We start from the raw sequence: 25857 nt of genomic DNA on the forward strand, positions 1-25857 counted from the left end.
ACTCATCCAACAAATTGATTGAGATTGCTGAAAATATTATGTGTATACGACAAAATGACAGATAGCATCCATGGGCCAAAAATAATCAATCCGACCAAAACAGCCACAATTTTTGGTATGAACGCCAATGTCTGTTCCTGTATTTGTGTCGTTGCTTGAAAGATGCTGACAATTAAGCCGACAACAAGCGATATTAAAAGAAGTGGCCCACTGATCATTAAAGTTGTATAAACCGCTTTTTCTGCTATGGAAAGGATCATTTCGGTACTCATTGGCTCACCTACTTATTTTAAAAACTTTGCAGCAATGATTTGACAACTAAGTACCAGCCGTCCACGAGCACAAACAGCAATATTTTAAAAGGCAATGATATCATGACAGGAGGAAGCATCATCATTCCCATTGACATGAGGACACTTGATACAACCATGTCAATGATTAAAAAAGGAATAAAGATCATAAAACCTATTTGAAACGCTGTTTTTAATTCGCTGATGGCAAATGCAGGCACTAAAGCCACGAGCGGAATATCGTCAATCGTCTCAGGATTTTCAATATTGGCGTAATTTAAAAACAAAGCTAAATCTTTTTGTCTCGTATGTTTGCTCATAAATTCCTTTATCGGCTTTTCCGCCTGTTCATACGCTTCCTCAATAGTTATTTCATTGTTGAACAAAGGATTCAAAGCTTTTTCATGTATTTCTTGAAAAGTCGGTCCCATTATAAAAAAGGTTAAAAAAAGTGCAAGGCCGATGAGCACTTGGTTGGGCGGCATTTGCTGGGTAGCAAGCGAAGTTCGCACAAACGATAACACGATGACGATGCGCGTAAAGCAAGTCATTAAAATCAATATCCCTGGTGCAATGGACAAAACGGTGAGCAGAAGCAAAAGCTTCACAGTCGTCGCAACATTTTCCGGATCATTTTGATTAAAATAGCTAAAAAACTCACTCATTTTTTTGATCCTTTCTGCCGAAGACGCTGCATCTGTTCACGTCTTTCTTTTAATAGTGATTCCAGTTCTTTTTTGAAGGAGGTCTTCTCGCTACCCTTTTGTTTATGATTATTTAGAATGAAGCGCATCATATTTTGTTCAAAAGAATTGTTGCCGGGCTCTTTCTGCATGTCGATAATTTTCTTATATTCCTCTTCATCATTAATTTCTTGTAATAGTTCAATCGTATCCCCGACGCCAACGATTAGAATGCGATTCCCCACCTTCACCAGCTGGATGGACTTGTTTTGTCCTAAGGAAATGCCGCCGAGATTTTGTAAGTATTTAGTTTCTTGCGGAAGCTTCATTTTTTTGTTTAAAAATTTTAATAAAAAGATTAAGAGACCTAAAACAAGAATAAGTGTAAAAATCATTTTCAAAGCATCGAATACTGATAAGGAGGTGCTGTTGCCACCATCTTCAACCAATTCGTTCGTCGCTTTCTCTTCTTTTTTTTCATCCTGTTGATCGGATGTCTGCTGTTTTAAATATTCCTCAACGGTGGGATTTTTCACGGCTGCATGCACGAAATCGGCGTTTATTGGAACATAAAAAAACAACAGCCATAAACAGCACAAATATGTAATACGTCGTTTCAATGCAAATGCTCCTTATCCCAATGTCTTTTGAATAGCTTCCAGTACACGATCGGCCTGAAAAGGTTTCACAATAAAATCTTTGGCACCAGCTTGAATAGCATCGATTACCATTGCCTGCTGTCCCATCGCTGAACACATGACAACTTTTGCATTTGGATTAATTTTGCGGATTTCCTTTAAAGCAGTGATGCCATCCATTTCAGGCATTGTAATATCCATCGTGACTAAATCAGGCTGCAATTCTTTAAATTTTTCGACTGCCTGCGCACCATCTGCAGCCTCTCCTACTACTTCATATCCATTTTTTGTCAATATATCTTTGATCATCATTCTCATAAATGCTGCATCATCAACGACTAAAATCCTTTTTGACATTTTGCTCCTCACTCCTATCAACTATTTTAGATTCATTATCCGATCTGCTTGACTCATGATATCCGTTACGCGAACACCGAAATTTTCGTCGATGACAACTACTTCACCTTTTGCTACCTTTTTGCTGTTTATGAATATGTCGACTGGCTCCCCGGCCAGCTTATCAAGCTCGATAATGGATCCTTTAGACAATTCCAAAATTTGTTTGATGGATCTTTTTGTTCTTCCAAGCTCAACCGTTACATTTAAAGGAATGTCGAGCAGCAGCTCCAAATTGTGCGTGTCTACAGATTGATTCGTTTGTTCATCAAATGTCGCAAATTCAACAGGTTTAACTTCAACAGGCTGAGCTTTTTCCTTCTCGCTTTTTTCTATATGCAGCTGTTGATTTTCTCGCGCTTCTTCAGGTTCTGTTTGCACGTTATTTGATGCCTCTTTACTCGCTTTATTCATTAATTCAACAACGAGCTGTTTAGCAAAATCAAGGGGTAAGAGCTGCATAATATTCGAATCAATTAAATTGCCGACAGTTAATCGGAAGGATACCTTCACAAGCAGTTCATCATCAGGAATAGCATCGGTTCCTTCCCCTTCTTTAACATTCAATAATTCGAGGCGAGGCGGTGAAATATCTATTTTTTTATTTAAAACGGTTGACATTGATGTGGAAGCAGATCCCATCATTTGATTCATCGCTTCCTGGACAGCACTTAATTGAATTTCCCCCAATTCGTCCGGGTTGGAACCATCCCCGCCAATCATTAAATCAGCAATGACAGCAGCATCGCTTTGTTTAATTACAAGCAGATTGCTGCCGGACAGCCCTTCTGTAAAAACTACTTCTATTGCTACGTATGGATGTGGAAACTCCTTTGCCAGTTCTTGCTTATTAATAATTGACACGCTCGGAGTAGTGATTTCTACTTTTTGATTAAGCAAGGATGATAAAGCGGTAGCAGAACTGCCAAAAGAAATATTTCCTATCTCCCCAATCGTATCTTTTTCAATATCATTCAATAGATTGTCAGTTTCAGTTGATTCTTGATTTCCCCCTTTTAATAGAGAATCGATTTCCTCTTGTGACAACATGTTATCAGTCATCAGCTTCGTCACCTCTCTCTATGTGGCCTAATATTTGAACGGCCAGCTTCTTGTTCTTTTTGCCAGGCTGTCCAAAAAATTTAGGGACGTCACCTACTTTAATCACCAACGGGTCGCTGGTCGATTGATCAAGACGGATCATATCCCCCACTCGCATTTCAAGAAACTCTTGAACTGTCACAACGGACGTCCCTAATTCCGCAACCACCGGAACTTCTGCAAGCTTTATCCGGTTTTTGATTACTTCCGTTTCCACAGAGTTTTGGGCTTTCCTTTCTGATTGCATCCAATAATGGACGGAAAGCTTTGGAATAATTGGTTCCAACACAACATGGGGAATACAAAGGTTTATCATTCCGCTCGCTTCTCCCACTTGTGTATTAAGGGAAATAACAACAACTGTGTCATTTGGAGATACCATTTGCAAAAATTGCGGATTTACCTCAAATTCCTGCATGCAAGGCTCAATGTCCAAAATGGTACTCCAAGCTTCACGGTAGTGCTCCAAAGTTTTTTCGAAAATGGATGCAATAATTTTCATTTCAATTTCTGTTAATTGTTCAATCTTATTCATGGAAGCCCCGAAACCGCCCATTAACCGATCCATCATTGCGTACGCAATATTTGGGTTCACTTCCATAATAATTCTTCCATCAAGTGTCCCAAGTTCAAAAACATTTAAAACCGTCATTTTCGGAATGGAACGGACAAACTCTTCATAGGGCAGCTGGTCTACAGACGTGACGGTTATTTGGACATATGTCCGCAATTGCGCAGCAAAATACGTCGTTAAAAGCCTTGCGAAATTTTCATGCACTCGAGTAATGCTGCGAATTTGATCTTTTGAAAAACGAAGAGCACGTTTAAAATCGTAAACTTTTATTTTCTTTGCTTCTTCTTCTTTCTTTAATTCATCAACATTCATTTCACCGGTCGTTAATGCAGATAATAGCGCATCAATTTCACTTTGCGATAAAATTTCATTTGACATAATGAGAACATCACCTCCTTATCCCTTTTTTGTCTATTGAAGGATAAAGGAAGTCGTGTACACTTGTTTCACTTCTCCTTCTTGTAAAAGCGCATCGACCTTCTTTTTAATCGTATCTTTAAAGCGGTCCATTCCAGCTTGCCCTTCCAAATCTTTTGCTTCCATATTTGCCAGTTCGGTTATAATAATATCTTTTATTTGAAATTCTCTCTTTTCTAATTCTTCTCTCGCTTTTTTGTCAGATGCTTCAATTTTGAAAGAAAGTCTTACAATATTTTTACTTTTTAAGTTTGTCGTAATTTCAGGAACATCAAATGACGATTCCACCACCTCGTCGATGGAGCGGTTTTTCGCTTCTACCGGATCCTTCGTAAAAAATTCCATGACGACAAACGTAGTCAGTGCAGCAATTCCAACGGTTGAAATGACGATTAATAATGCAGTTATAAATTTTTTACTCATTTTCTTGTCCCCCGAAATAGAAAGCTTTCCCAAAACCAAATTGTTTATAAAGCTCATTGATTTTTGTTACTACTTCCGTCTGTGAATCTTTTACTATATATTTTTTGCCGGATATTAACGTAATAGTCGTATCAGGAAACGATTCAATCCGTTCGATTAACAACACATTCAGATAAAAAGCTTCGCCATTCAGTTTTGTTAATTTGATCACGTTTCAAGCTCCCCCGTTCTTCCTATTAACGTTTTAAGCCAAGGAGCTCCTGCAAAATTTCGTCAGAAGTTGTGATGATTTTCGTATTTGATTGAAAACCTCTTTGTGCCACAATCATTTCCGTAAATTCTTCCGCCAAGTCCACATTGGACATTTCTAGTGAACTATTAATCAATGAGCCTGCTCCATCCTCTCCTGGAACGGAAAGTTCGTTAAGCTGCAGCCCATTGCCATTTTTGTCGATAGAACCAGAGTTAGGCGTTTCTCTAAAAAGATTGCTTCCGATTTTTTCTAATCCTTCTGGATTTGGAAAGTTCGCAAGCCGGATTTGTCCAGCGACTTTTAACTGACCGTTTCGATCAATAAACGTAACCTTTCCATCAGGCCCGATGCTAAAGCTTTTAGCCGAAAGCGGAATTTGGATGAGACCGGCTTCTCCGCTCAACGAATCCGTCCATTGCGCCTCTTTTAAACTTTCGGCAATATCTTCGTATTTAATGACTGCTTGCCCAACATTGTTAAGGGCAACTTTATAATTCTCAATTGTCCCGATCAACTTCGTCATTAAATCAAGCGTATTCGTGTCAGCACTTGAACCTAACGGGATAGCTGTTGACGGATTTTGCGGATAATCCCCCGCTGTAATCGGCAGAATCGGATTCGTGATTGTTGTAATGACGTCAGTATATGGCGGTGTATTGTTAAAATTATTAATAGAATTATTTAATTGTCCGATTGCCGTTTCAAACTGGTTTCGAATATTCCCAAACCCTGACGTTGGGTTTGTAATGGCTGCATTAAACTCTGTCCATATATCAATTAAAGCATTACGTGCATTTTGCATAGAGGTGTATAAAGGTGATGGGTTTTGTCGTCCGTCTTTTTCCCATATTTCCACCGCATCATTATATGCTTCATAAGCTTCCATCAATGCATTCGCTCTTTTTGAAATGTCTCTCAACGATTCATACATATTTTTATAAGGTGTATTGAAAGACGTGATTTGCTGAAGCGCTGCATTTGCTTTTTGAATTCCTTGATCTGTCGGAGGAATTTTTTCACCTGTTTCGCCAATTAAGTAAAGCCCTTCGCCAGTTACTAAATATCCGTTTGCATCCAAATAAAAGTTTCCAGCGCGGGTGTATGCTAAATCAATTGCTCTATCAATGGCACCCAAAATTTTATTGTCTCCAAATTGCCCTGCGTAATCAATGTTGACTCTCGTTAAATCGGTAATCACTCCGACAGGAAAAAAACCGTCTCCGCTGATCGCTACATCAAGAAGTCTTCCCGTTGATTGAGTTGGTCCAGATGTATGAACAGTGTCGATTGTTCCGATTGCCGCACCCAATCCTACCTGTGCTGGATTTATACCTCCTCGTCCATTTACAGCGGCGCTAGCGCCTGAAATTTGCTGGTTGACTAATTCTTTAAAAGTGACACGTCCTTTTTTGAAGCCGTACGTGTTGACATTCGCGATATTGTTGCCAATGACATCCAATTTTAATTGGAAATTTTTCATTCCGCTAATACCAGAATACATGGAACGCAACATATGAACCTCTCCCTTTCTTTAAAATGTTAATATTATTATCCTTCCTGATCAGATGAATCGTTTTCTCCAGCTTCGGATACTTTCGTAATACTTGAGCTTTCCACTTCATCGCCGTTGGCAAGCGCAATGATGACTGTATCTCCATTCATCCGCACGCTTTTGACAATGCTCTGCTTTTGCTCACCTTCTTTTGAGTATTCTACCGATTTGCCGATGAGCTGCGAATATTTGATGAGTGCATCCGATTTTAAAAAGGCTTCAAGCGATTTATTCATGTTTGTTATTTGTTCCAATGTTGAGAAATTCGCCATTTGGGCAATAAACTCTTTATCTTCCATTGGATTTAGCGGATCCTGATATTGCAATTGGGTAATCAATAACTTCAAAAAATCATCTTTTCCAAGAGTTGACTTAGCTTCCCTTGCTTTGTTTTCTGTATAGGTCGATAACAAATAGCTGTCGATGGAAATTCCGCTCATAAGAACCTCCTATATAATGGCATTTACATACTCTTTTAATTTTTCCATAAAAGTTTGGTCGTTCTGCTGTTCATTTTGATGCTTTTCTTGATCTTCCCCGTTATGTTGCTGCGAATTGCCACGTCCTCTTTTTTCTTGAAAGAAATAATGCTCTTCGTCAAAAATATCAAAGCGGTCAATTTGCAATGTTACATTCGGCAGCGAATGCTTTAACTGCTGAATACTATGCTCTAACAATTCTTTCGCTGATTGAGTCGATGTCTTAATTTTGGCGCTCATTTGGTCGCCATCTTTTATTAATTGAATGGTAATGGTCCCTAAATGCTCCGGAGTGAGTCGTATCGTCAATTTTTGTGCGCCATTGGGAAGCTGGCCAAATCGACTTGTTTTTATTACGTCTTTTAACTTTTGAAAAAATTCCTCTTGGACGTCTATACTCAGTTCAGAATCAATTTGCGAAGCCGGATTTTCTGAGCCAAATTTGTTTATGTATGATGTAAGAGTCAACTCAAACGTATCCTTCGTTTGGCCCGTTAGGAAATTTCCAACACTTTTTTGTTCAGCACGGCTCTCTTGTTGAACAAACTCCATTAGAGGATGTGTTCTTGCCAATATTTCCTCACGCTGCACAAATGGTTTCTTATTCGTGTCCATTTGTTGTATAAAATGAAGCGGCTCTGATGTTTCTAGATCATTAGGCAATATGTCAGCTATGGTAGCACTGTGATTCTCATATTGTCCAATCCGAACAGCTGTTAAAATATTTTGAAGCATCGTGCTGCCTAGATCGCCATACTTTCTAGTAATGGTTTCAAAAACTTCGAGCATTCGAATAAACTCGCTCGGCTCATTTCGTTGTAAATAAGCTAAAATAGCAGTGATTTGCTGAAAAAGTACAGTTTTTTCCGGACTTTGCTCCGTATGATCAACATTCAGTTCCATATTGCTCGCAAATGTCAATTCCAACTTTTCAGAAGAAGGTTGGCTGACAGAAGATAAACTGCTGTCTTCTCTCTCCTGTTTGTCTTGAGCGTCTGTTTCCTGATCGTACAAAATGTCAAGAGAGAGCCAATTTTTGATCGCATTTTTCAACTCTTCTAAGATAGTTGTTTCGATTTCAAATTTTTGCGGTTCATTTCCTTTCACCTGATCGGCTGGCTTCATGTTCACAAGCTGATCAAAAAACGTTTGAAAAGTTGACTCTTCCTTTTTTTCTTCTCCGTTTGTTGATTGTATGTTTCGCGTGTTCAATTGGAAAAACTGCAATTTAATGGCATCCATTTGTTCACCTCCTGTAATATGATCAGAATGTCATGTAAGTTATTTATTGAGCAGCTGCCTCTTCAGTTGCTGATGGTACAGATTCGGCTGCTGGTTGTTCAGATTGAGCTGCTGATTGCTCGGATAACAACTTCGTATATTTGGCAGCGTCTTGGGGAGTCATTTTTTCTAAAATTCTAGCAAGCACGGCTTTTTTTAAAGATGATAGTATGCTGATTGCTTCATCATCAGAAAGCTCTGTAATGATGGCAGCTGCTTTTTTACTTGACATTTCTCCATATACTTTCGCAATATCAACGGCTTGTTGTTGATTTTTTTGCGGATTGGTTTGAGCTGCGTTTTCCAATGAGTTGATTTGCTGTGTCAGCTCTTGTATTTCTTCATCCTTGCTTTTCAGCTGTTCTTGCAGCTGATTGATTGTGCTTTCCTGCTCTTCAATCTTTTGCTTGAGCTCTTCTTGCTCTTTTTCCAGCTGCTCGTTCAGCCTTTCAAGATTTTCTTGCTTCTGACCTCCTTGCGCTAAGTCCGAAATAATCGGAATATTTTGGGCCGGCAGAATGCCGAGAAAAAACATGACGATTACGGCGACAAGCCCAAGACTAAAAAGTGATAAAAATATGGTCAAGAAAGTTTTTAAACCGCCTCGTTTCTTTTCTTTTTTCGCCATCATTTCCACCTAATTTCTATGAAACGAATATGTAATGATTGATATTTCATCCATCATTTTTCCTTCTTCTCGTTTCCTTAGCTCCATAAATTTCTTGTAATCTTTTTCTTTTATTTTTTCATATTGCTTTACTTCTATATGTTTTTGCATCAAAATCGACTGTTTTTCATTCATCGCATTACGAGAATAAATGACAAGCTGCTGGTAATGCTCAATTGTTTTTTCCAAATTTTGAACAAACTGTTGATACTGCTTAATTTCTTGAACGGACATCCCTTTGTTCAATTTTTCTTCTTGAAGCTTTACGAACTCCTCTTTTTGCTTTAAAAATGTGTACAGCTTTGTTGCAACTTTTTTAAAATTTTCAACGGAATCTTCATATTCTTTTGATGATTTTCGTTTCTCATTTTCCTTTACATCCAATATTTTTTGATAGCGGAAATGGTATGTCATGTCTTGTCACCTTCTTCAAGTAGCGAAATTAATTGCTGTACGCTTTCCTCAAATGTTATTTTTTCATTCATATGCTGCTGAAGAAATCCGTTTATTTTCGGATAATAATCCATTGCTTGATCCATTTCTTTTGAAGAGCCTCTTTTATATGCGCCGATCTTAATTAAATCTTCTGACTCGGTATATGTAGAGTACAATGCTTTCAGTTTGTTCGCAGCTTCCAGATGCGCCGGTTCGACAATATGGTTCATAAGGCGGCTGACGCTTTTTAAAATATTAATTGCAGGAAAATGTCCTCTATTCGCCAACTCGCGATCGAGCACAATGTGCCCGTCCAAAATTCCTCTCACAGTATCCGCTATCGGTTCGTTCATATCATCGCCATCAACTAAGACAGTATAAATGGCTGTGATCGAACCCTTTTCATTATTTCCTGTTCTTTCTAAAAGTCGAGGAAGCATGGCGAACACTGAAGGGGTGTATCCTTTTGTCGTCGGCGGTTCCCCAACAGCCAGTCCAATTTCCCTTTGCGCAATCGCTACTCTCGTGACTGAATCCATCATAAACATGACATTATATCCTTTATCTCGAAAATATTCTGCAATCGCCGTTGCAGAATAGGCAGCTTTAATTCTCATTAAAGCCGGCTGATCGGAGGTTGCCGCCACAATAATCGTCCGCTTTAGCCCTTCTTCGCCTAAATCTCTCTCAATAAATTCTCGAACTTCTCTTCCCCTTTCACCTATTAAGGCAATCACATTTATATCTGCTCCTGAGCTTCTTGCGATCATTCCGAGCAAAGTACTTTTTCCAACGCCGCTTCCTGCAAAAATACCTACCCGCTGACCTTTCCCAATCGTTAAAAAACCGTCAATTGCTTTCACACCCACTTCAATTTTTTGGATGATCGGCGGCCGGGTTAACGGGTTCGGCGGCTCATTTTCAGACAGAATAGTCGTTAAACCTTTTGGAAGATTGGATCCATCCATAGGATGGCCAAATGCATCTAATACTTTTCCGATCAGGCTGATTCCCGACTTTATTTTCAGGGGCGAGCCTGTTGCTTCCACGACACAGCCAGGTGCAATTTGGTTGACCTTTGTAAACGGCATTAATAGAATATTTTCTTCTTTGAATCCGACAACTTCTGCCAGCGTTTTTTCATTTTTCCCTACATGTACATAGCAAACATCACCGATGGAGCATTCAGGTCCGCGTGATTCAATCATGAGTCCGACTACTTTTTTCACTTTTCCATATCTCTTATAAGAGTCCAGCCGATCTATATGGTCGATCAATTGAGCTAGTTTCAATCGCTTCAATCCTCCCTGACAAGATTTAACAGCTTGCTTTTTAATTGCTCCAGCTGTGTATCAATGCTCGCATCAATTTTTCCAAATGGCGATTCCACACAAATTCCGTTTTCGGGCAAATTTACATCTGGAAAAATATAGAGCTCTGTTTTGGTTGTAAATAGTTCCATTAATTCTTCTTTTTGTTCAAGCATAAATTCATATTTGTCAGGGTGAACGTATATTTTGACTTCTGGATATTCCTTTACTTCACAAATCACTTCGCGAACCAATCCAGTAAACAGTTCAGGCTCTCGCTTTAGGTTGGCTGCAATAATTTTTTCCGCTACTTTTACAGCAATTTCAATAATGGTTTCCTCGGAAGCTTCTATTTTTTTCTCATAATCTTTTTTGGAAAGCTGGACTACCTGTCTGGCAGATTCAATCACATTTTCATACTCTTGAAGTCCATCTTTTTTCCCTTTTTCAAAACCGTCTTGATACCCTTCTTTTCTTGCTTCTTCTATTAGGCGCGCCTTTTCTTCCTGCCAAGCTTCCCTTTCTTTTTCGATCTCCTTAAGCAATCGCGTTTTTTCTTCTTCAGCTTTTTCTAAAATTTTCTCTGCTTCCAAATGGGCTGCCTCAAGGAACTGTGAGCGCTGTGTGTTCTCTTTTTGATCGGAAGCGGCGAACTCTTCCTGAATTTGGATCGTTCTGATCGTCAATTTGTGCGGCTTGTGCAATGACCAAGCATGGCCGGATTTTATGACTCTAGACAATGATTTCATCTCCTTGTCCTCGAGCGATCACAATTTCGCCAGCATCCTCTAATCTTCTTATCACTTCAACAATTCTTGATTGCGCTTCTTCTACATCACGAAGCCGAACAGGACCCATGTAATTCATTTCCTCCTTGAATGTTTCCGCCATTCTAGTTGACATATTTTTAAAGACAATTTCTTTCACTTCATCCGACGCAACCTTTAACGCCAACATGAGATCATTATTATCCACTTCGCGAATGACGCGCTGAATGGCGCGGTTATCCAAGGTAACAATATCTTCAAATACAAACATCCGCTTTTTGATTTCTTCGGCAAGCTCGGGGTCCTGCACTTCTAGTGCTTCCAGTATCGTTCGTTCTGTCGAGCGGTCGACACCGTTTAACACTTCCACTACTGTTTCGATTCCACCCGTTTCTGTGAAATCTTCCGTTACAGTAGAAGAAAGTTTCTTCTCTAAAACTTGTTCAACTTCATTAATTACTTCAGGGGATGTGCGGTCCATAATGGCGATTCTTCTTGCAATATCCGCTTGAACTTCCTGAGGCAAGCTCGATAAAATTTGTCCCGACTGCTTGGCATCCAGATAAGACAAAACTAAAGCGATCGTTTGCGGATGCTCGTTTTGTATAAAGTTTAAAATTTGAGCCGGATCTGCTTTTCTAACAAAATCAAACGGCCGTACTTGAAGAGAAGATGTCAGCCTTCTGATTATTTCACTTGCCTTTTCCCCTCCTAATGCTTTCTCAAGCACCTCTTTCGCATATTGGATCCCCCCTTGGGCAATATAATCTTGCGCAAGGGCGATTTGATGAAACTCTTCGATCACTTCTTCTTTTTTTTTGCGAATCCACTTTCCGTACACTCGATATTTCTAATGTAAGCTTTTCAATTTCTTCTTCCGTGAGGTGTTTATAAACGGAAGCAGAAGCTTCCGGACCTAAGGAGATCAATAAAATAGCAGCCTTTTGCCTACCGTTTAACTTTTTCATATGTCATTTCCCCCTAGTCTTCATAGAGCCAAGTGCGCAATAGTTTAGCGAATTCGTCAGGCTTCTCTTTGGCAAGCTCCTCAAGCTTCCTACGCTGCTCATTTGCTTTCGTTTGCTCGACAGATTCTTCTTCTTGCACAGGCTGCGGTACCACTTCTTCTATTTCGTCAAATTCATCATCTTCATATTCATCTTCTTCGTCTCTCCGTCTTTTCCACCACCATAGGAATAACAATCCAAGAAGCAGAATGCCTGCTCCAATTAACACATAGCCCCAAATTGGGAATGATGATGGCTCCTCCAAATCATCCGCATTTATTTTGCCTGAAAACGGCTGAACAGAAACTACAATTTTATCTTCAATGTCTTGATCCGTTAACGGCTCGGCCTCCGGATCTTCATAGATGCTTGTCCGAACAATTGTTGATAAAATTTGTTCAATATCATCTACACTCTGCTGCGGCAACGAATTTGGATTTTCCGGATTCGGGGGCTCAACCATGACTTGAATGCCCAGATCTCTAATTTTATATGGACTTTCAACAATTTCCCGTTTGATCCGGTTTACCTCATAATTGATTCGGTCTTCAATTTTTTCATATTCTCCTTCTCCGTTTGCACCGGCAGCCTGTTGATATGTATTCGGGACATCTGTTTGACCTGTTCCAGCAACGCCGGCAGCTTGCGCCCCAGTACCTGTGTATGTTTCCGTAATCCGTTCTGCACTGATGGCAATTCCTTCATTGTTCTCTTCATCAACTGGCTCCACTAAGTTTTCTTCCCGCTTTTCCTGGGTAAAATCAATATCAGCTGATACGTTGACAACCACTTTGTCTTGGCCCATCATCGTACCCAGCATTCTTTGAACTTGCCGTTGAATATTTTTTTCAATTTCCGATTTGATTTCAAGCTGGGAAGCAAAATTAGTGCCAGGTGTATCCTCTTGTTTCAAATCATAATAATCAAAATTTTGGTCCATTATAACAATGTTTTCAACCGGTAAATTCGGCACGCTCTTGGAAACAAGGTGATAGAGTGCGTTCACTTGCGATTGATCAAGCTTGTAACCCGGCTCCAAATTTAAAACAATGGAAGCTGATGCTTCTCCTGCGTCCTCGCCGACGAATACCGTTTCTTTAGGTAAATTGACCATCACTTTAGCGTTTTTTACGCCTTCGATTTCTTTAATTAAATTGGCCAGTTCTGTTTGTGTAGCTTTTAATTTTAATACATCAAATTCATTATCTGTCATGCCAAAACCGATATTTTGTCCAAAATACGAATAATCGATATTTCCGCTTTCAGGAATACCTTCAGCAGCAAGTTCCACTTTCAGTGCATTTGCTTCGCTTTCTGGCACTTTAATAGTTGTTCCGTTATCGGCTATTTCCGATTGAATCCCTTTGTTATCGAGGGTTTCTTTGATTCGGCCAGCTTCTTCCAATGATAAATTCGTATATAGCGGTATCATTTTCGGTTTTGACAAAACTATTGACGAAACGATAATGGCAATGATGATGAGCGATGCGCCTCCGATGATGAGGGCTTTTTGCCATTTTGTCCTTTGCCTCCAAAATGACAAAATTGTATCCTTTATTTGCAGTAGTTTTTGATTCATTCTTTCTGATCCCCCGATAATGACATTCCATTTCTAAATAGACTAATTATATTTGCATTCTCATCACTTCTTGATAAGCTTCAATGACTTTATTCCTGAATTCAACAGTTGCTTCAAGTAAAATGCTCGCTTTTTGTGCTGCGATCATGACATCATGAAGCTCTACATTTTGTCCTGCTGCAAGAGCATTTGTCAGCCGATCGGAATTTAATTGAGCTTCATTGACAGCTTCCAGCGATTTTTTCAACATATCTGAAAAGGATGATTTCCCAGAATTTTCCGTACTTTGTGCTCGGTTTTCAAGCTGAATCGATTGAGTCGGAAAAGAAATTTGCTCAATCATTTACATCACTCCTATTCTATTTCCCTATTTCCAATGCTTTCAGCAGCATGTTTTTCGATGCATTAAAGCTTGTAACATTTGCTTCATATGAGCGCGTGCTGCTGATCAAGTCGACCATTTCTTTTAAAGGATCTACATTTGGCAAAGAAACATAGCCATTTTCGTCTGCATCAGGATGGTCGGGATCATAAACGATTTTAAAAGGCGTCTCGTCCTCAACAATGGCTTGAACTCTCACGCCGTTTCCAACGCCGTTCAGCTCTTGATTCAGAAAAGCTGAGAAAGGTTTTGTATCCTCTGCTGTTACAACCATTTTCCGGCGGTAAGGCTGCCATTGCCCGTCCACATATTCAGCTCTAGTCGTCTCCATGTTTGCCATATTCGATGAAATGACATCCATTCTCAGCCGCTGAGCTGTTAAAGCTGATGCGGAAATGTTCAAAGACTGAAAAATCCCCATTATGTACGACCACCTTTTATTACTGTTTTTAATGAATTAAATTTGCCATTCAATCTGTCAATCAATGCATTGTAGAAAATTTGATTTTCCGCAAGCTTTGCCATTTCTTGATCAATGTCGACATTATTCCCATTATGCTGATAAGCACTGTTTGTTCTCGTTTCCACAATCGATGTGCTTTCGCTGCCCACAAAAGGAAGATGACGCGGATTGGTCCGATATGCATCCAGTTTTATTTGTTGATCCAAAACGTTTTTAAAATTAACTGTTTTCGCTTTATACCCTGGAGTGTCCACATTTGCAATATTATTGGCTATAACTTTTCCGTTTAAGGAAGAAATTCGAATTGCCTGCTCCAAATTGGCTATTGAATTAGAAAATATTTTCATTGCTCCCTCCAAAAGTATGATGATCTTGTATTGCAAAAGAAATAAGAAGTAAAAATGTCGAATTTTGCTAATTTATAAATATTATTTTAAAAAAGAAACAGCTTAAAGTCTATGTATAATTTGTAAAAAATCGTCGTACATTGCGATTATTTTTTTTCTAGTTCTAAATGACTATCACTTTTTTAACATTGGAATTTGATTCTGCAGCTTTTTCAGAGGGATGAGTAGGAGGTTAGAACTTATTGAAATTGGACAAATCAGCCGATTTTCAAGAAGAAATTTGTAGAAAACATTTATAAAAAGCTGCTTCAAAAGGTTTGATAAACAAACCTTTAGAGCAGCTTTCTTTTAATGGTTTTTTAATTTTTCTAGTTCAACTAAAAATTTGTTGTTTAACACTTTAATATATGTGCCTTTCATACCAAGAGAACGAGATTCAATGACTCCAGCGCTTTCTAACTTGCGAAGCGCATTGACGATCACAGATCTGGTAATGCCGACGCGGTCAGCAATTTTGCTTGCAACTAGCAATCCCTCTGTGCCGCTTAATTCTTCAAAAATGTGTTCGATCGCTTCGAGTTCGCTGTATGATAAAGAGCTGATTGCCATTTGAACAACCGCTTTGCTTCTCGCTTCCTCTTCAATTTCCTCGGCTTTTTCTCTTAAAATCTCCATTCCAACAACAGTTGCCCCGTATTCAGCCAATATTAGGTCATCATCATTAAATTGGGTTCCCAGTCTAGATAATATAAGGGTTCCTAAGCGGTCTCCGCCTCCGATGATCGGTACAATGGTCGTATATCCGTTTTTAAAGAGCTCGCGGTTCTCAACAGGAAATGCAGTATATTCACTATATACATCTAAATTTGGTGACGTTTCGGTAATATTAAATAAACTTTTCGTATACTCTTCAGGAAATTTTCTTTCCTCCAGCATTTTTTTCATGCGGTCATTATCTATTTGCTTGTTCAAGCCGAAGCCTAATACTTTTCCTCGGCGGCTGAGCACAAAAATATTTGCCTCAATGACTTCGCTTAATGTTTCCGCCATTTCTTTAAAATTAACAGGTTTTCCTGCCGCCTTTTGCAGCATCGCATTAATTTTTCTTGTTTTTTCTAATAACTCCATGATCTCAAATCCTCCTAAAAAATTTCATCTTTTTATAAAATAAATTGACTTAAATCTTTGTTTTGAACAATTTTATTTAATTTTTCTTCCACATAGTTCGGTGTAATCACAACCTTTTCTAAATTTATATCCGGCGCTTCAAACAACAAGTCTTCCAGCAGTTTTTCTAAAATGGTATGAAGCCTTCTTGCCCCAATATTATCTGTATCTTGGTTCACTTGGTAAGCAATTTCAGCAATTTTACGAATAGCTTCGTCAGAAAATTCTAATTTTATACCTTCCGTCTCCAATAATGCTTCATATTGTTTTAATAAAGCATTATCCGGTTCAATTAAAATTCGGACAAAATCATCTGCCGTTAGCTTTTTCAATTCCACGCGAATCGGAAAACGCCCTTGCAACTCAGGGATTAAATCCGATGGCTTCGCCATGTGAAAAGCGCCAGCTGCAATAAAGAGTATATGGTCGGTTTTTACGGTGCCATATTTTGTTACAACTGCAGATCCTTCCACGATTGGAAGTATATCTCTTTGCACACCTTCGCGGGAAACATCAGCACCAGAACTGTTGTGGCCGTTTTTGGCGATTTTGTCGATTTCATCGATAAAAATGATGCCTGATTGTTCCGCGCGTTCAATGGCAAGCTGTGTCACTTCGTCCATATCAATCAGTTTTGCTGCTTCTTCATTCGTCAAAACCTTTCGGGCGTTTTTCACAGTAAGCTTTCTTTTTTTCTTCCTTTTTGGAAGAAGACTGTTCAAAGCATCCTGCATATTAAAGCCCATCTGCTCCATCCCTGTCCCTTGCAGGAGATCGAACATAGAGGGCTGCTGTTCCTCAATTTCAACCGTAACAAAATGGTCTTCCAGTTCGCCTGCTGCTAATTTGCGGGCGATTTCTCTCCGCTTCTCCTTTAGATCCTGTTCATTTTCTCCCTGCGTTTCGAACGAATTTGTTTGTTGATTTCCTCCGAAAAGCATTTCTAAAGGATTTTTGTAAGCAGCCTGTTTTTTCTTACTCGGGACGAGGAGCTCGATCAGCCTGCGATTGGCGTTTTCTTCCGCTTGAGCTCTTACTTCCTGCATTTTTTCTTCCTTCACAAGCCGGACGGAAGTTTCCACTAAATCGCGGACCATCGATTCCACATCTCGCCCGACATACCCTACTTCTGTAAATTTTGTTGCCTCCACCTTTACAAAGGGCGCGCCGACGAGCTTTGCAATTCTCCTAGCAATTTCAGTTTTTCCAACCCCAGTCGGACCAATCATTAAAATGTTTTTCGGAACTACTTCATCGCGAATTTTTTCATCCAATAAGCTTCTCCGGTATCGATTTCTTAACGCAACAGCAACCGCTTTTTTCGCTTCTTCCTGACCGACTATGTATTGGTCTAATCGTTCAACAATTTGTTTCGGAGATAATTGCATTTTTTTCATTCGCCTCCCTCCTTTCTAAAGTTCCTCAACGATAATGTTATTGTTCGTAAAAACGCAAATATTTGCTGCTATTTCTAGAGCGGATTTAGCGATTTCTTTGGCAGACATTTGTTCACCGGCATATTGTTTCAATGCACGGCCTGCAGCAAGGGCATAATTTCCCCCTGAGCCGATAGCTAAAATGCCATCATCCGGTTCGATTACTTCACCCGTCCCAGAAAGGAGCAGAAGCTTTTGGGCATCCATCACAATTAACATTGCTTCTAATTGTCTTAATACTTTGTCGCTTCGCCACTCTTTTGCCATTTCCACAGCCGCTCTTGCCAAATTGCCGTTATACTCTTCCAGGCTGCCTTCAAACTTTTCAAACAGCGTAAACGCATCAGCAACAGATCCCGCAAATCCAGCAAGCACTTTTCCATTATAAATTTTTCGGACCTTTCGTGCTGTATGCTTCATCACAACTTGATTGCCAAGTGTTACTTGTCCATCACCTGCCATCGCGCATTGTCCTTTATGGCGAATGGCAAAAATCGTTGTCGCATGAAATGTTGACAATTGCAAGCCTCCCTTTAAGAATCTTTTGCTCGTGGATGGTAGGCCATATAAACATTTTTCAAATGGTCTTTTGACACATGGGTATAAATTTGCGTTGATGATAAATGAACATGGCCCAAAAGTTCTTGAACACTTCTTAAGTCAGCTCCAGCATTTAAGAGGTGAGTTGCAAAAGTATGCCTAAACATATGCGGATGAAGATGCAGATTTTTTGCTGAAGCATCTATCAGCTGTTTTAAGATATACCGAACTCCCCTTGCTGTTAAAGGCTTTCCCCGATGGTTTACAAACAAAAAGCGATGATCCTGTCCGGACTGATTTTTCATCAGCTTGCTTCTGCCATCATGGATATATCGTTCCGCTGCCTGACGTGCATAGCTTCCGAAAGGCACATAGCGCTGTTTGTTTCCTTTTCCATTTACTAAAATGGTCTCAATGGAAAAATCCAGGTCTTCAAGGCGAATTTGGCATAATTCGCTTACACGGATTCCCGTTCCATATAAAAATTCCAAAATCAATTGATTCCGCTGCCCGAGCGGATCATTCAGGTCGGAAATGGAAAACAGCATTTCCAGCTCCTCATCAAATAAAAATCTAGGGATCGCTTTTTTTCGCTTCGGAAGTGACACTAAAGAAAAAGGATTGTCCGTTACATATTTTTCCCGCAAAAGAAAATGATAAAAAGTTCTAATGCTTGAAATTTTACGGGAAATGGATGTTTTGGAATACTTTTTGCTTAAATCCGTCAAAAAAACACGTATATCTGAATATTGAACGTCATCCAGCCTTTCTAACCCTTCTTTTTCCATAAAAGAAAAAAAATCATTCAAGTCATGCAGATAATTCACAATTGTATATTGTGAATAATTTTTTTCAATTTGTAAATATTCAATGAATAAATTTAAATAATTCTTAACATTTTCCACTATTAGCACCTCACAAAGGGCTACTAAATCGTATCACATTTGCAGTAGCCCTTTCAATCCATTTTATAATTTTTTCGAAATTTTTTGAATAGTTTGAAGTGCTCTTTTTGCCAATTGTTCATTTCTTTCTTTTTTCACTTTAATGTGGGTGTCAAGCGGTTTAAAAAGACCAAAATTCGCATTCATCGGCTGAAAATTATTCGGATCTGCCGTTGTAATATACTTTGCCATGCTTCCCATTGCTGTTTCATCAGGAAATTCAATCAATTCCTTTCCCAAAACGAGGCATGCCGCATTAATGCCTGCTATTAATCCGGAAGCAGCTGACTCAACATAGCCTTCTACGCCAGTCATTTGTCCGGCGAAAAACAAATCCTCGCGCCCTTTATATTGATAAGTTGGTCTAAGCAGTTTCGGGGAATTGATAAACGTATTTCGATGCATCACTCCATATCTGACAATTTCCGCCTTTTCAAGCCCCGGAATCATCTGAATGATTTCCTTTTGCGGACCCCATTTTAGATGAGTTTGGAAGCCGACGATATTATACAAAGTCCCTGCCGCATTATCCTGCCGCAGCTGGACGACGGCAAAAGGACGCTTTCCTGTTTCGGGATGCTCCAAGCCGACAGGCTTCATCGGTCCGAAAAGAAGCGTTTTCTTTCCTCTCTTTGCCATGACTTCAATCGGCATGCATCCTTCAAAAAAGATTTCTTTCTCAAATTCTTTTAGAGGAACAGTTTCCGCGCTGATTAATGCCTCATAAAAGCGATCGAACTCTTCCTCTGTCATCGGACAGTTTAAATATGCAGCCTCCCCTTTGTCGTATCTTGATTTCAAATATACTTTTTCCATATCAATGCTGTCTTTTTCAATTATCGGTGCGGCTGCGTCGTAAAAATATAAATATTCCTCGCCAGTAAGCTTTTTTAATGCTTCCGATAATGCTTCTGAAGTTAAAGGTCCTGTTGCTATTACCGTCGGCCCTTCTGGAATGTCCGTCACTTCTTCGTGAAAGACGGTAATATTGGGATGTTCTTTCACCCGTTTAGTGACGATATCCGCAAATTCGTGGCGATCAACGGCAAGTGCACCCCCAGCCGGAACGGAACATTGATCAGCAGCCGAAATAATTACGGAGTCACACATTCTCATTTCTTCTTTCAATACTCCGACTGCATTTGTCAAAGAATTGGCTCTCAACGAATTAGAGCAGACCAGTTCAGCAAATTTATCCGTATGATGGGCCGGAGTTTGCTTTTTTGGACGCATTTCGTACAAGCGAACTTGAATTCCTCTTTTGGCAATTTGCCATGCCGCTTCGCTTCCAGCTAGCCCAGCACCGATAACGTTGACAACTTGATTGTTCATTTTAGCACTCCTCCGTCTTTATAAAAGCTCTCTTCTTGTTGTGTTTTCGTAAAAAACTGCCGAAATATCTCCATGAAGAAGGTGAGCTTTACATTGCTCACCAAAGAGAAGATATTTGTTAACGCTGCGGTTCTTCTTTATAGTCGCAAGAAGAACATTGCACTTGAACACCTTTTTTCAAACGTTTTTCTACCAAAATTTCTCCACATTTCGGACATTTTCTTTCAACCGGCTTTTCCCAAGAAATAAAATCGCACTCTGGGTAACGGTCACATCCATAAAATACGCGGCGTCTCTTCGACTTTCTCTCCACAATATTTCCCTCATGGCATTTCGGACACTTCAAACCGATTTCTTTTAAAATCGGTTTTGTATTGCGGCAGTCTGGAAAATTGGAGCAAGCCAAAAATTTTCCGTACCTTCCCATTTTGTAAACCATTTCGCTTCCGCATTTTTCACACTTTACACCGGCATATTCATCTTTTATTTCTACCTTTTCCATTTCATTTTCGGCTTTTTTAACATTCTTTGAAAAATCATGATAAAATTCATCAATAATTTTTACCCAATTTACTTTTCCTTCTTCAATATCATCTAAATCATGCTCCATTTTCGCAGTAAATTCCACATCCAAAATTTCAGGGAAAAATTCCATCATCAGCTCGTGGACAATTTGGCCAAGTTCTGTTGGGACAAATCGTTTGTTTTCAAGCGCAACATACCCTCTTCTTTGAATGGTATCGAGCGTCGGTGCATATGTAGAAGGACGTCCTATGCCTAATTCCTCCAGCGTTTTGACAAGCCTCGCTTCCGTATACCTTGGAGGCGGCTGTGTAAAGTGCTGCTCCGGTTTTAAATCTTTTGAAAAGATTTTATCCCCTTCCTGAAGATCAGGCAAAAGACGATTGCTTTTATCTTCTTCTTGATCGTCCGTCCCTTCTACATATACTTTCATAAAACCATGGAATTTGATTTTTGAACCGTTTGCACGGAACATAACACCATTGTTCTCCAAATCAACGCTCATCGTATCCATGACAGCCGGCGACATTTGGCTCGCGATAAATCGTTCCCAAATCAGTTTGTATAATTTATATTGGTCTTTTGTTAAAAAGTCTTTTATTCCATCCGGATTTCGAAAAGCGCTGGTCGGCCGTATCGCTTCGTGAGCATCCTGAACATTGCCTGATTTCTGACTTCCTCTCGTTTTGGCTTGCGCATATTCACTGCCAAACATCTTTTCAATATAACTGATTGCCTCCGATTTCGCTGTGTCTGAAATTCGCGTGGAATCGGTACGCATATAAGTAATCAATCCGACAGTGCCTTCCTTGCCGAGGTCTATTCCTTCATACAGCTGTTGTGCTACCATCATCGTTTTCTTCGCACGGAAATTGAGTTTCCTTGCAGCTTCCTGCTGTAAAGAGGAAGTTGTAAATGGAGGTGCAGGATTTCTTCTCCGTTCTTTTTTTGTTACTTTCGTTACAGTAAACTCATTTCCAATAACTTTTTGGAGCACCTGTTTTACATCTTCTTCTGTTTTCAAATCCTTTTTTTTGCCTTCAACACCCCAAAAAGCAGCTTCAAACGACTCCGTTCCTTTAAGAAAGTCTCCGTTAATCGTCCAATATTCCTCAGGCTTGAAATGTTTAATTTCATTTTCACGATCGATAATTAGACGGACAGCAACAGATTGAACTCTCCCGGCACTTAAACCCTTCTTTACCTTTTTCCAAAGGATCGGGCTGATATTGTAGCCGACCAGCCTGTCTAATACCCTTCTTGCCTGCTGGGCATCAACTAAATCCATGTTAATAGCTCTTGGCGATTTAAAAGAATCTTTGATCGCATCTTTTGTAATTTCATTGAACACAACGCGGCAATCGGATTGGATATCAATATCTAAGCTTTGCGCTAAATGCCACGCAATCGCCTCTCCCTCTCTGTCCGGGTCGGCTGCAAGAAAAACTTTTTTCGCCTTTTTAGCAGCGTTCTTGAGCTCTTTCAGAACCGGCCCTTTCCCTCTTATCGTGATGTATTTTGGTTGAAAATTGTGCTCTATGTCAACTCCCATTTGACTTTTAGGCAAGTCCCGAACATGGCCCATTGAAGCCTTCACGGTATATTTTTTTCCTAAATACTTTTCAATTGTTTTCGCCTTTGCTGGCGACTCCACAATGACTAAGTAGTCCGACATTCATTTTTCCTCCTTAAGAGGTTTTCTCTCTTTTTATGCATCAGTTTATGAAAATGATTGTTGATCATTCAACTGTTAAAATAATCTTCACTATTATTAAATATTCCAATGCATTTTGTCAAACAGTATTCATCAGCTTCCGCCTTTAGACGCAAAAAAATTATTTTTCTTCATACATCGGCTTTAATTCTTCTATAATCTCATCAGGTGACAGGGCAAGCGCTGCCCCTTCCTTTAACAATTGTATATTCCCTTGAAATAATGGATCAAATAATGGCACCGGGGGTGAAAAAACGATTCTCCCTTGTTCCAAAGCATGCTGGGCAGTGATAAGAGAACCGCTTCGTTTGGAAGCTTGAGCAACAAAGGTTCCTAAGCTTAATCCGCTAATAATTCTATTTCGCATTGGAAACATCCATTTTTCCGGTCTTTTATATGGAGGATGCTCAGAGAGGAGAAGATGCTCCTTTTGGATGATTTTAGCCAGCTCCATGTTTTCTTTCGGATAAATATGATCAAATCCGCCAGCGATTACGGCAATTGTTTTCGAATTCTCCTCAATGGCCGTCCAATGGGCTTTCGCATCAATACCGAGGGCAAGCCCGCTGATTATCGTAAATTTTTGCTTCGCCAAATGCGTAACAAAATATTGAACAAGGTCGCAGCCATATTTCGATGCATGACGGGTTCCGACAACGCTTAAATTTCGGATATTTTTTAATAGACTAATATCCCCTTGGCAAAATAAAACGGGAGGCGGATCAAAAATATGCTTTAAATACGTTGGATAATGGGAATCAATGATCGTAATCAGATGGATATTCCTGTTTTTATAATAGTTTAGCAGGCTCTCCGTTGAAATGGATTGGTAATCTTCTATAAACGTTGAATAGTTTTTAGGAGGAATAAACAGACGGGTGGCTAATGTTTGAGGCGTTAGATGCAGAGCTTCTTCATACATGCCTTCCTGTTCAAAAAGCTGAACGATTCTTCTCTTTGCCGCACCTTTGCAATGAGCGAGTTTTATTAATAAATTTCTAGGATTAATAGCCCTCACCTCAATTCTATAAAGAAGGAATAGCCTTGTGGCTACTCCTTTTGTTTTAATGAGTTTTGCATTTTTCATATAAACCTTTTTCTTTTAAAACTGAGATTAACGTCTCACCAATAACGGAAGGAGTATCTGCGACTTTAATACCACATTCATTCATTTTCTTAATTTTTTCCGCTGCTGTTCCTTTACCTCCGGAAATAATTGCGCCCGCATGTCCCATGCGTTTTCCTGGAGGTGCTGTTTGTCCGCCGATAAATCCTACGACTGGTTTTGTCATGTTTGCTTTAATCCATTCAGCTGCTTCTTCTTCCGCTGTACCCCCGATTTCACCAATCATAATGACGGCATATGTTTCCGGATCTTCGTTAAATGCTTTTAGCACATCAATGAAGTTTGTGCCGTTTACAGGGTCCCCGCCAATTCCAACAGCCGTTGACTGACCAATGCCTGCTTGCGAAAGCTGATGAACCGCTTCATATGTCAAAGTACCTGAACGGGAAACGACTCCGACATGTCCCTTAGTGTGGATATATCCAGGCATAATGCCGATTTTACATTCGCCAGGTGTGATGACTCCCGGGCAGTTCGGTCCGATTAATCGAGTTTTCTTTCCTTCCATGTATCTTTTTACTTTGACCATGTCTAAAACCGGGATATGTTCTGTAATACAGATGACTAGGTCAAGCTCCGCATCAACCGCTTCCATAATGGCATCCGCTGCAAAAGGAGCTGGGACATAAATAACGGAAGCATTGGCACCGGTTTGTTTCACCGCTTCTTCAACCGTGTTGAAAACCGGAACTCCTTCGACTTCCTGACCGCCTTTGCCTGGGGATGTCCCGCCGACAATCTTCGTTCCGTATTCAAGCATTTGTTTCGTATGGAATAACGCAGTAGATCCAGTAATCCCCTGAACGATTACTTTTGTATCTTTATTAATAAATACGCTCATTCTTCTCCCTCGCTTTCCTATTTCACTAATGAAACGATTTTTTGCGCCCCGTCTGCCATAGACTCTGCAGATGTAATATTTAGGCCTGACTCTTCTAGTATTTTTTTACCAAGCTCAACATTCGTTCCCTCAAGACGAACGACTAGCGGGATCGTCAAGCCAACTTGTTTTGTCGCCTCAACGACACCTTGTGCGATGACATCGCATTTCATAATGCCTCCAAAGATATTGACGAAAATCCCTTTTACGTTTTCATCCGACAAAATAATTTTAAACGCTTCCGTAACCTTTTCTGCCGTTGCGCCGCCGCCGACATCTAGGAAGTTTGCTGGTTCACCGCCGTAATATTTAATAATATCCATCGTTGCCATGGCAAGACCTGCTCCGTTTACCATGCACCCGATATTGCCATCAAGAGCTATGTAGCTTAAATCATATTTTGAAGCTTCAATTTCTTTCGGATTTTCCTCATCTAAATCACGATATTCCAACACATCTTTTTGACGGTATAATGCATTGGAGTCAAAGTTTAGTTTGGCATCCAAAGCCATAACCTTTCCGTCGCCTGTAACGACAAGCGGGTTAATTTCCGCAATGGAGCAATCCTTTTCGACAAATACTTGATAAAGTCCCAACATAAATTTAACAGCTTGTCCGACTAATTCTTTCGGAATGTTAATGTTAAATGCGATTCGGCGAGCTTGGAAAGGTTGAAGTCCTACTGCCGGATCAATATATTCTTTGAAGATTTTTTCCGGTGTTTTCGCTGCCACTTCTTCAATTTCGGTGCCGCCTTCTTCAGACGCCATCAAAACAACGCGGGAGGTTGCGCGATCAACAACAAAACCAACATAATATTCTTTTTTAATGTCACAGCCTTCTTCAATTAAAAGACGTTTGACTTCTTTTCCTTCTGGTCCTGTTTGATGTGTAACGAGCGTTTTTCCTAACAATTCACTAGCATACTCGCGAACCTCTTCTAAACTTTTCGCTACTTTTACTCCGCCAGCTTTCCCGCGGCCGCCAGCATGAATTTGCGCTTTGACTACCACTACGTCAGTACCCAGCTCTTTTGCAGCTTCAACCGCTTCCTCAACGGAAAACGCAACTTTGCCGTTCGGTACCGTGACGCCGTATTTTCTGAGGATTTCTTTCCCCTGGTACTCATGGATATTCATATCCCATCCTCCT

The 25857-nt window shown here is 39.9% G+C and carries 28 protein-coding genes and 1 pseudogene; all 29 read right to left on the minus strand.

Annotated elements, in window-relative coordinates; all coding sequences use genetic code 11:
* Positions 1-2: 2 nt before the first annotated feature.
* The 29 genes and pseudogenes from fliQ to sucC all read right to left on the minus strand — a co-directional run bounded on the left by fliQ (position 3) and on the right by sucC (position 25844).
* The gene (gene fliQ / locus RI196_RS10670; protein ID WP_063386677.1) at positions 3-272 is read right to left on the minus strand and encodes a flagellar biosynthesis protein FliQ; all 270 of its coding nucleotides are present in this window, start codon (positions 270-272) and stop codon (positions 3-5) included.
* 17 nt (positions 273-289) lie between these two features.
* Positions 290-955 (minus strand): flagellar type III secretion system pore protein FliP, encoded by a 666-nt coding sequence (gene fliP / locus RI196_RS10675; protein WP_063386676.1) that lies wholly within the window; start codon positions 953-955, stop codon positions 290-292.
* Positions 952-1593: a flagellar biosynthetic protein FliO gene (locus RI196_RS10680; protein WP_311066227.1), complete on the minus strand. Its 642-nt coding sequence runs from the start codon at positions 1591-1593 to the stop codon at positions 952-954. The genes fliP and RI196_RS10680 overlap by 4 nt, the downstream gene beginning before the upstream one ends.
* A gap of 12 nt (positions 1594-1605) precedes the next feature.
* Positions 1606-1968 (minus strand): response regulator, encoded by a 363-nt coding sequence (locus RI196_RS10685; protein ID WP_063386674.1) that lies wholly within the window; start codon positions 1966-1968, stop codon positions 1606-1608.
* A gap of 21 nt (positions 1969-1989) precedes the next feature.
* On the minus strand, positions 1990-3069 hold the full coding sequence (gene fliY, locus RI196_RS10690) for a flagellar motor switch phosphatase FliY (protein ID WP_063386673.1): 1080 nt from the start codon (positions 3067-3069) through the stop codon (positions 1990-1992).
* Positions 3062-4060 (minus strand): flagellar motor switch protein FliM, encoded by a 999-nt coding sequence (gene fliM, locus RI196_RS10695; RefSeq protein WP_063386672.1) that lies wholly within the window; start codon positions 4058-4060, stop codon positions 3062-3064. Before fliM ends, fliY begins: the two co-directional genes overlap by 8 nt.
* 33 nt (positions 4061-4093) lie before the next feature.
* Positions 4094-4522: a flagellar basal body-associated protein FliL gene (fliL, locus tag RI196_RS10700; protein ID WP_066246495.1), complete on the minus strand. Its 429-nt coding sequence runs from the start codon at positions 4520-4522 to the stop codon at positions 4094-4096.
* On the minus strand, positions 4515-4733 hold the full coding sequence (locus RI196_RS10705; protein ID WP_063386670.1) for a flagellar FlbD family protein: 219 nt from the start codon (positions 4731-4733) through the stop codon (positions 4515-4517). Before RI196_RS10705 ends, fliL begins: the two co-directional genes overlap by 8 nt.
* 25 nt (positions 4734-4758) lie before the next feature.
* Positions 4759-6288, minus strand: coding sequence for a flagellar hook protein FlgE (locus RI196_RS10710; RefSeq protein WP_094246041.1), 1530 nt, complete (start codon positions 6286-6288; stop codon positions 4759-4761).
* A gap of 35 nt (positions 6289-6323) precedes the next feature.
* Complete coding sequence (gene flgD / locus RI196_RS10715) at positions 6324-6767, minus strand: flagellar hook assembly protein FlgD (RefSeq protein ID WP_063386668.1); 444 nt, start codon at positions 6765-6767, stop codon at positions 6324-6326.
* A 9-nt stretch (positions 6768-6776) separates the two neighbouring features.
* Entirely contained in the window at positions 6777-8048 is a 1272-nt protein-coding gene (locus RI196_RS10720) for a flagellar hook-length control protein FliK (RefSeq protein WP_311066229.1), read from the minus strand.
* Between the two features lie 43 nt (positions 8049-8091).
* A complete protein-coding gene (locus tag RI196_RS10725; protein WP_311066230.1) occupies positions 8092-8715 on the minus strand; it encodes a MotE family protein in 624 nt (207 codons plus the stop codon).
* Between the two features lie 9 nt (positions 8716-8724).
* Complete coding sequence (gene fliJ / locus RI196_RS10730) at positions 8725-9168, minus strand: flagellar export protein FliJ (protein ID WP_063386665.1); 444 nt, start codon at positions 9166-9168, stop codon at positions 8725-8727.
* Positions 9165-10481: a flagellar protein export ATPase FliI gene (gene fliI / locus RI196_RS10735; RefSeq protein WP_311066231.1), complete on the minus strand. Its 1317-nt coding sequence runs from the start codon at positions 10479-10481 to the stop codon at positions 9165-9167. Before fliI ends, fliJ begins: the two co-directional genes overlap by 4 nt.
* A 5-nt stretch (positions 10482-10486) precedes the next feature.
* Positions 10487-11239 carry a flagellar assembly protein FliH gene (gene fliH / locus RI196_RS10740; protein ID WP_311066232.1) on the minus strand — a complete coding sequence of 251 codons (753 nt, stop codon included), beginning with the start codon at positions 11237-11239 and terminating at the stop codon, positions 10487-10489.
* Positions 11232-12234: pseudogene (gene fliG / locus RI196_RS10745) on the minus strand (flagellar motor switch protein FliG). Before fliG ends, fliH begins: the two are co-directional and overlap by 8 nt.
* 13 nt (positions 12235-12247) lie before the next feature.
* Positions 12248-13852 (minus strand): flagellar basal-body MS-ring/collar protein FliF, encoded by a 1605-nt coding sequence (gene fliF / locus RI196_RS10750; protein ID WP_311066233.1) that lies wholly within the window; start codon positions 13850-13852, stop codon positions 12248-12250.
* Positions 13853-13898: 46 nt separating this feature from the next.
* Positions 13899-14195 carry a flagellar hook-basal body complex protein FliE gene (gene fliE, locus RI196_RS10755; protein WP_063386660.1) on the minus strand — a complete coding sequence of 99 codons (297 nt, stop codon included), beginning with the start codon at positions 14193-14195 and terminating at the stop codon, positions 13899-13901.
* A gap of 16 nt (positions 14196-14211) precedes the next feature.
* Entirely contained in the window at positions 14212-14655 is a 444-nt protein-coding gene (flgC, locus tag RI196_RS10760) for a flagellar basal body rod protein FlgC (protein ID WP_066246514.1), read from the minus strand.
* Positions 14655-15044, minus strand: a complete 390-nt coding sequence (flgB, locus tag RI196_RS10765; RefSeq protein ID WP_063386658.1) for a flagellar basal body rod protein FlgB — start codon at positions 15042-15044, stop codon at positions 14655-14657. Before flgB ends, flgC begins: the two co-directional genes overlap by 1 nt.
* 348 nt (positions 15045-15392) lie before the next feature.
* On the minus strand, positions 15393-16172 hold the full coding sequence (codY, locus tag RI196_RS10770; RefSeq protein WP_066246516.1) for a GTP-sensing pleiotropic transcriptional regulator CodY: 780 nt from the start codon (positions 16170-16172) through the stop codon (positions 15393-15395).
* A gap of 32 nt (positions 16173-16204) precedes the next feature.
* Positions 16205-17608: an ATP-dependent protease ATPase subunit HslU gene (gene hslU, locus RI196_RS10775; protein ID WP_063388413.1), complete on the minus strand. Its 1404-nt coding sequence runs from the start codon at positions 17606-17608 to the stop codon at positions 16205-16207.
* Positions 17609-17623: 15 nt separating this feature from the next.
* Positions 17624-18166, minus strand: a complete 543-nt coding sequence (hslV, locus tag RI196_RS10780; protein WP_082829323.1) for an ATP-dependent protease subunit HslV — start codon at positions 18164-18166, stop codon at positions 17624-17626.
* Between the two features lie 14 nt (positions 18167-18180).
* Positions 18181-19092 carry a tyrosine recombinase XerC gene (xerC, locus tag RI196_RS10785; RefSeq protein WP_311066234.1) on the minus strand — a complete coding sequence of 304 codons (912 nt, stop codon included), beginning with the start codon at positions 19090-19092 and terminating at the stop codon, positions 18181-18183.
* Between the two features lie 63 nt (positions 19093-19155).
* Positions 19156-20463 (minus strand): FADH(2)-oxidizing methylenetetrahydrofolate--tRNA-(uracil(54)-C(5))-methyltransferase TrmFO, encoded by a 1308-nt coding sequence (gene trmFO / locus RI196_RS10790; protein ID WP_066246520.1) that lies wholly within the window; start codon positions 20461-20463, stop codon positions 19156-19158.
* Between the two features lie 118 nt (positions 20464-20581).
* Positions 20582-22660, minus strand: a complete 2079-nt coding sequence (gene topA / locus RI196_RS10795; protein WP_063388416.1) for a type I DNA topoisomerase — start codon at positions 22658-22660, stop codon at positions 20582-20584.
* Between the two features lie 160 nt (positions 22661-22820).
* Positions 22821-23786, minus strand: coding sequence for a DNA-processing protein DprA (dprA, locus tag RI196_RS10800; RefSeq protein WP_082830336.1), 966 nt, complete (start codon positions 23784-23786; stop codon positions 22821-22823).
* Complete coding sequence (gene sucD / locus RI196_RS10805; RefSeq protein WP_066246522.1) at positions 23764-24666, minus strand: succinate--CoA ligase subunit alpha; 903 nt, start codon at positions 24664-24666, stop codon at positions 23764-23766. Before sucD ends, dprA begins: the two co-directional genes overlap by 23 nt.
* A gap of 17 nt (positions 24667-24683) precedes the next feature.
* Entirely contained in the window at positions 24684-25844 is a 1161-nt protein-coding gene (gene sucC, locus RI196_RS10810) for an ADP-forming succinate--CoA ligase subunit beta (protein WP_063388418.1), read from the minus strand.
* Positions 25845-25857 lie beyond the last annotated feature (13 nt).

It is taken from the genome of Aeribacillus composti (genome assembly GCF_031760945.1).
In the GTDB taxonomy this organism is placed as follows: Bacteria; Bacillota; Bacilli; order Bacillales; family Aeribacillaceae; genus Aeribacillus; species Aeribacillus composti.

Excerpts from the sequence above, each read along its gene's own strand:
- RI196_RS10725 (WP_311066230.1), bottom strand. The coding sequence starts at position 8,715 with ATGGCGAAAAAAGAAAAGAAACGAGGCGGTTTAAAAACTTTCTTGACC.
- trmFO (WP_066246520.1), bottom strand. The coding sequence starts at position 20,463 with ATGAACAATCAAGTTGTCAACGTTATCGGTGCTGGGCTAGCTGGAAGC.
- fliF (WP_311066233.1), bottom strand. The coding sequence starts at position 13,852 with ATGAATCAAAAACTACTGCAAATAAAGGATACAATTTTGTCATTTTGG.
- codY (WP_066246516.1), bottom strand. The coding sequence starts at position 16,172 with ATGGAGTTATTAGAAAAAACAAGAAAAATTAATGCGATGCTGCAAAAG.
- flgD (WP_063386668.1), bottom strand. The coding sequence starts at position 6,767 with ATGAGCGGAATTTCCATCGACAGCTATTTGTTATCGACCTATACAGAA.
- fliY (WP_063386673.1), bottom strand. The coding sequence starts at position 3,069 with ATGACTGATAACATGTTGTCACAAGAGGAAATCGATTCTCTATTAAAA.
- fliJ (WP_063386665.1), bottom strand. The coding sequence starts at position 9,168 with ATGACATACCATTTCCGCTATCAAAAAATATTGGATGTAAAGGAAAAT.
- flgB (WP_063386658.1), bottom strand. The coding sequence starts at position 15,044 with ATGAAAATATTTTCTAATTCAATAGCCAATTTGGAGCAGGCAATTCGA.
- fliM (WP_063386672.1), bottom strand. The coding sequence starts at position 4,060 with ATGTCAAATGAAATTTTATCGCAAAGTGAAATTGATGCGCTATTATCT.
- fliQ (WP_063386677.1), bottom strand. The coding sequence starts at position 272 with ATGAGTACCGAAATGATCCTTTCCATAGCAGAAAAAGCGGTTTATACA.
- hslU (WP_063388413.1), bottom strand. The coding sequence starts at position 17,608 with ATGAAAAAAATGCAATTATCTCCGAAACAAATTGTTGAACGATTAGAC.
- dprA (WP_082830336.1), bottom strand. The coding sequence starts at position 23,786 with ATGAAAAATGCAAAACTCATTAAAACAAAAGGAGTAGCCACAAGGCTA.
- sucD (WP_066246522.1), bottom strand. The coding sequence starts at position 24,666 with ATGAGCGTATTTATTAATAAAGATACAAAAGTAATCGTTCAGGGGATT.
- sucC (WP_063388418.1), bottom strand. The coding sequence starts at position 25,844 with ATGAATATCCATGAGTACCAGGGGAAAGAAATCCTCAGAAAATACGGC.
- fliP (WP_063386676.1), bottom strand. The coding sequence starts at position 955 with ATGAGTGAGTTTTTTAGCTATTTTAATCAAAATGATCCGGAAAATGTT.
- fliL (WP_066246495.1), bottom strand. The coding sequence starts at position 4,522 with ATGAGTAAAAAATTTATAACTGCATTATTAATCGTCATTTCAACCGTT.
- RI196_RS10685 (WP_063386674.1), bottom strand. The coding sequence starts at position 1,968 with ATGTCAAAAAGGATTTTAGTCGTTGATGATGCAGCATTTATGAGAATG.
- topA (WP_063388416.1), bottom strand. The coding sequence starts at position 22,660 with ATGTCGGACTACTTAGTCATTGTGGAGTCGCCAGCAAAGGCGAAAACA.
- flgC (WP_066246514.1), bottom strand. The coding sequence starts at position 14,655 with ATGGGGATTTTTCAGTCTTTGAACATTTCCGCATCAGCTTTAACAGCT.
- RI196_RS10710 (WP_094246041.1), bottom strand. The coding sequence starts at position 6,288 with ATGTTGCGTTCCATGTATTCTGGTATTAGCGGAATGAAAAATTTCCAA.
- fliE (WP_063386660.1), bottom strand. The coding sequence starts at position 14,195 with ATGATTGAGCAAATTTCTTTTCCGACTCAATCGATTCAGCTTGAAAAC.
- RI196_RS10720 (WP_311066229.1), bottom strand. The coding sequence starts at position 8,048 with ATGGATGCCATTAAATTGCAGTTTTTCCAATTGAACACGCGAAACATA.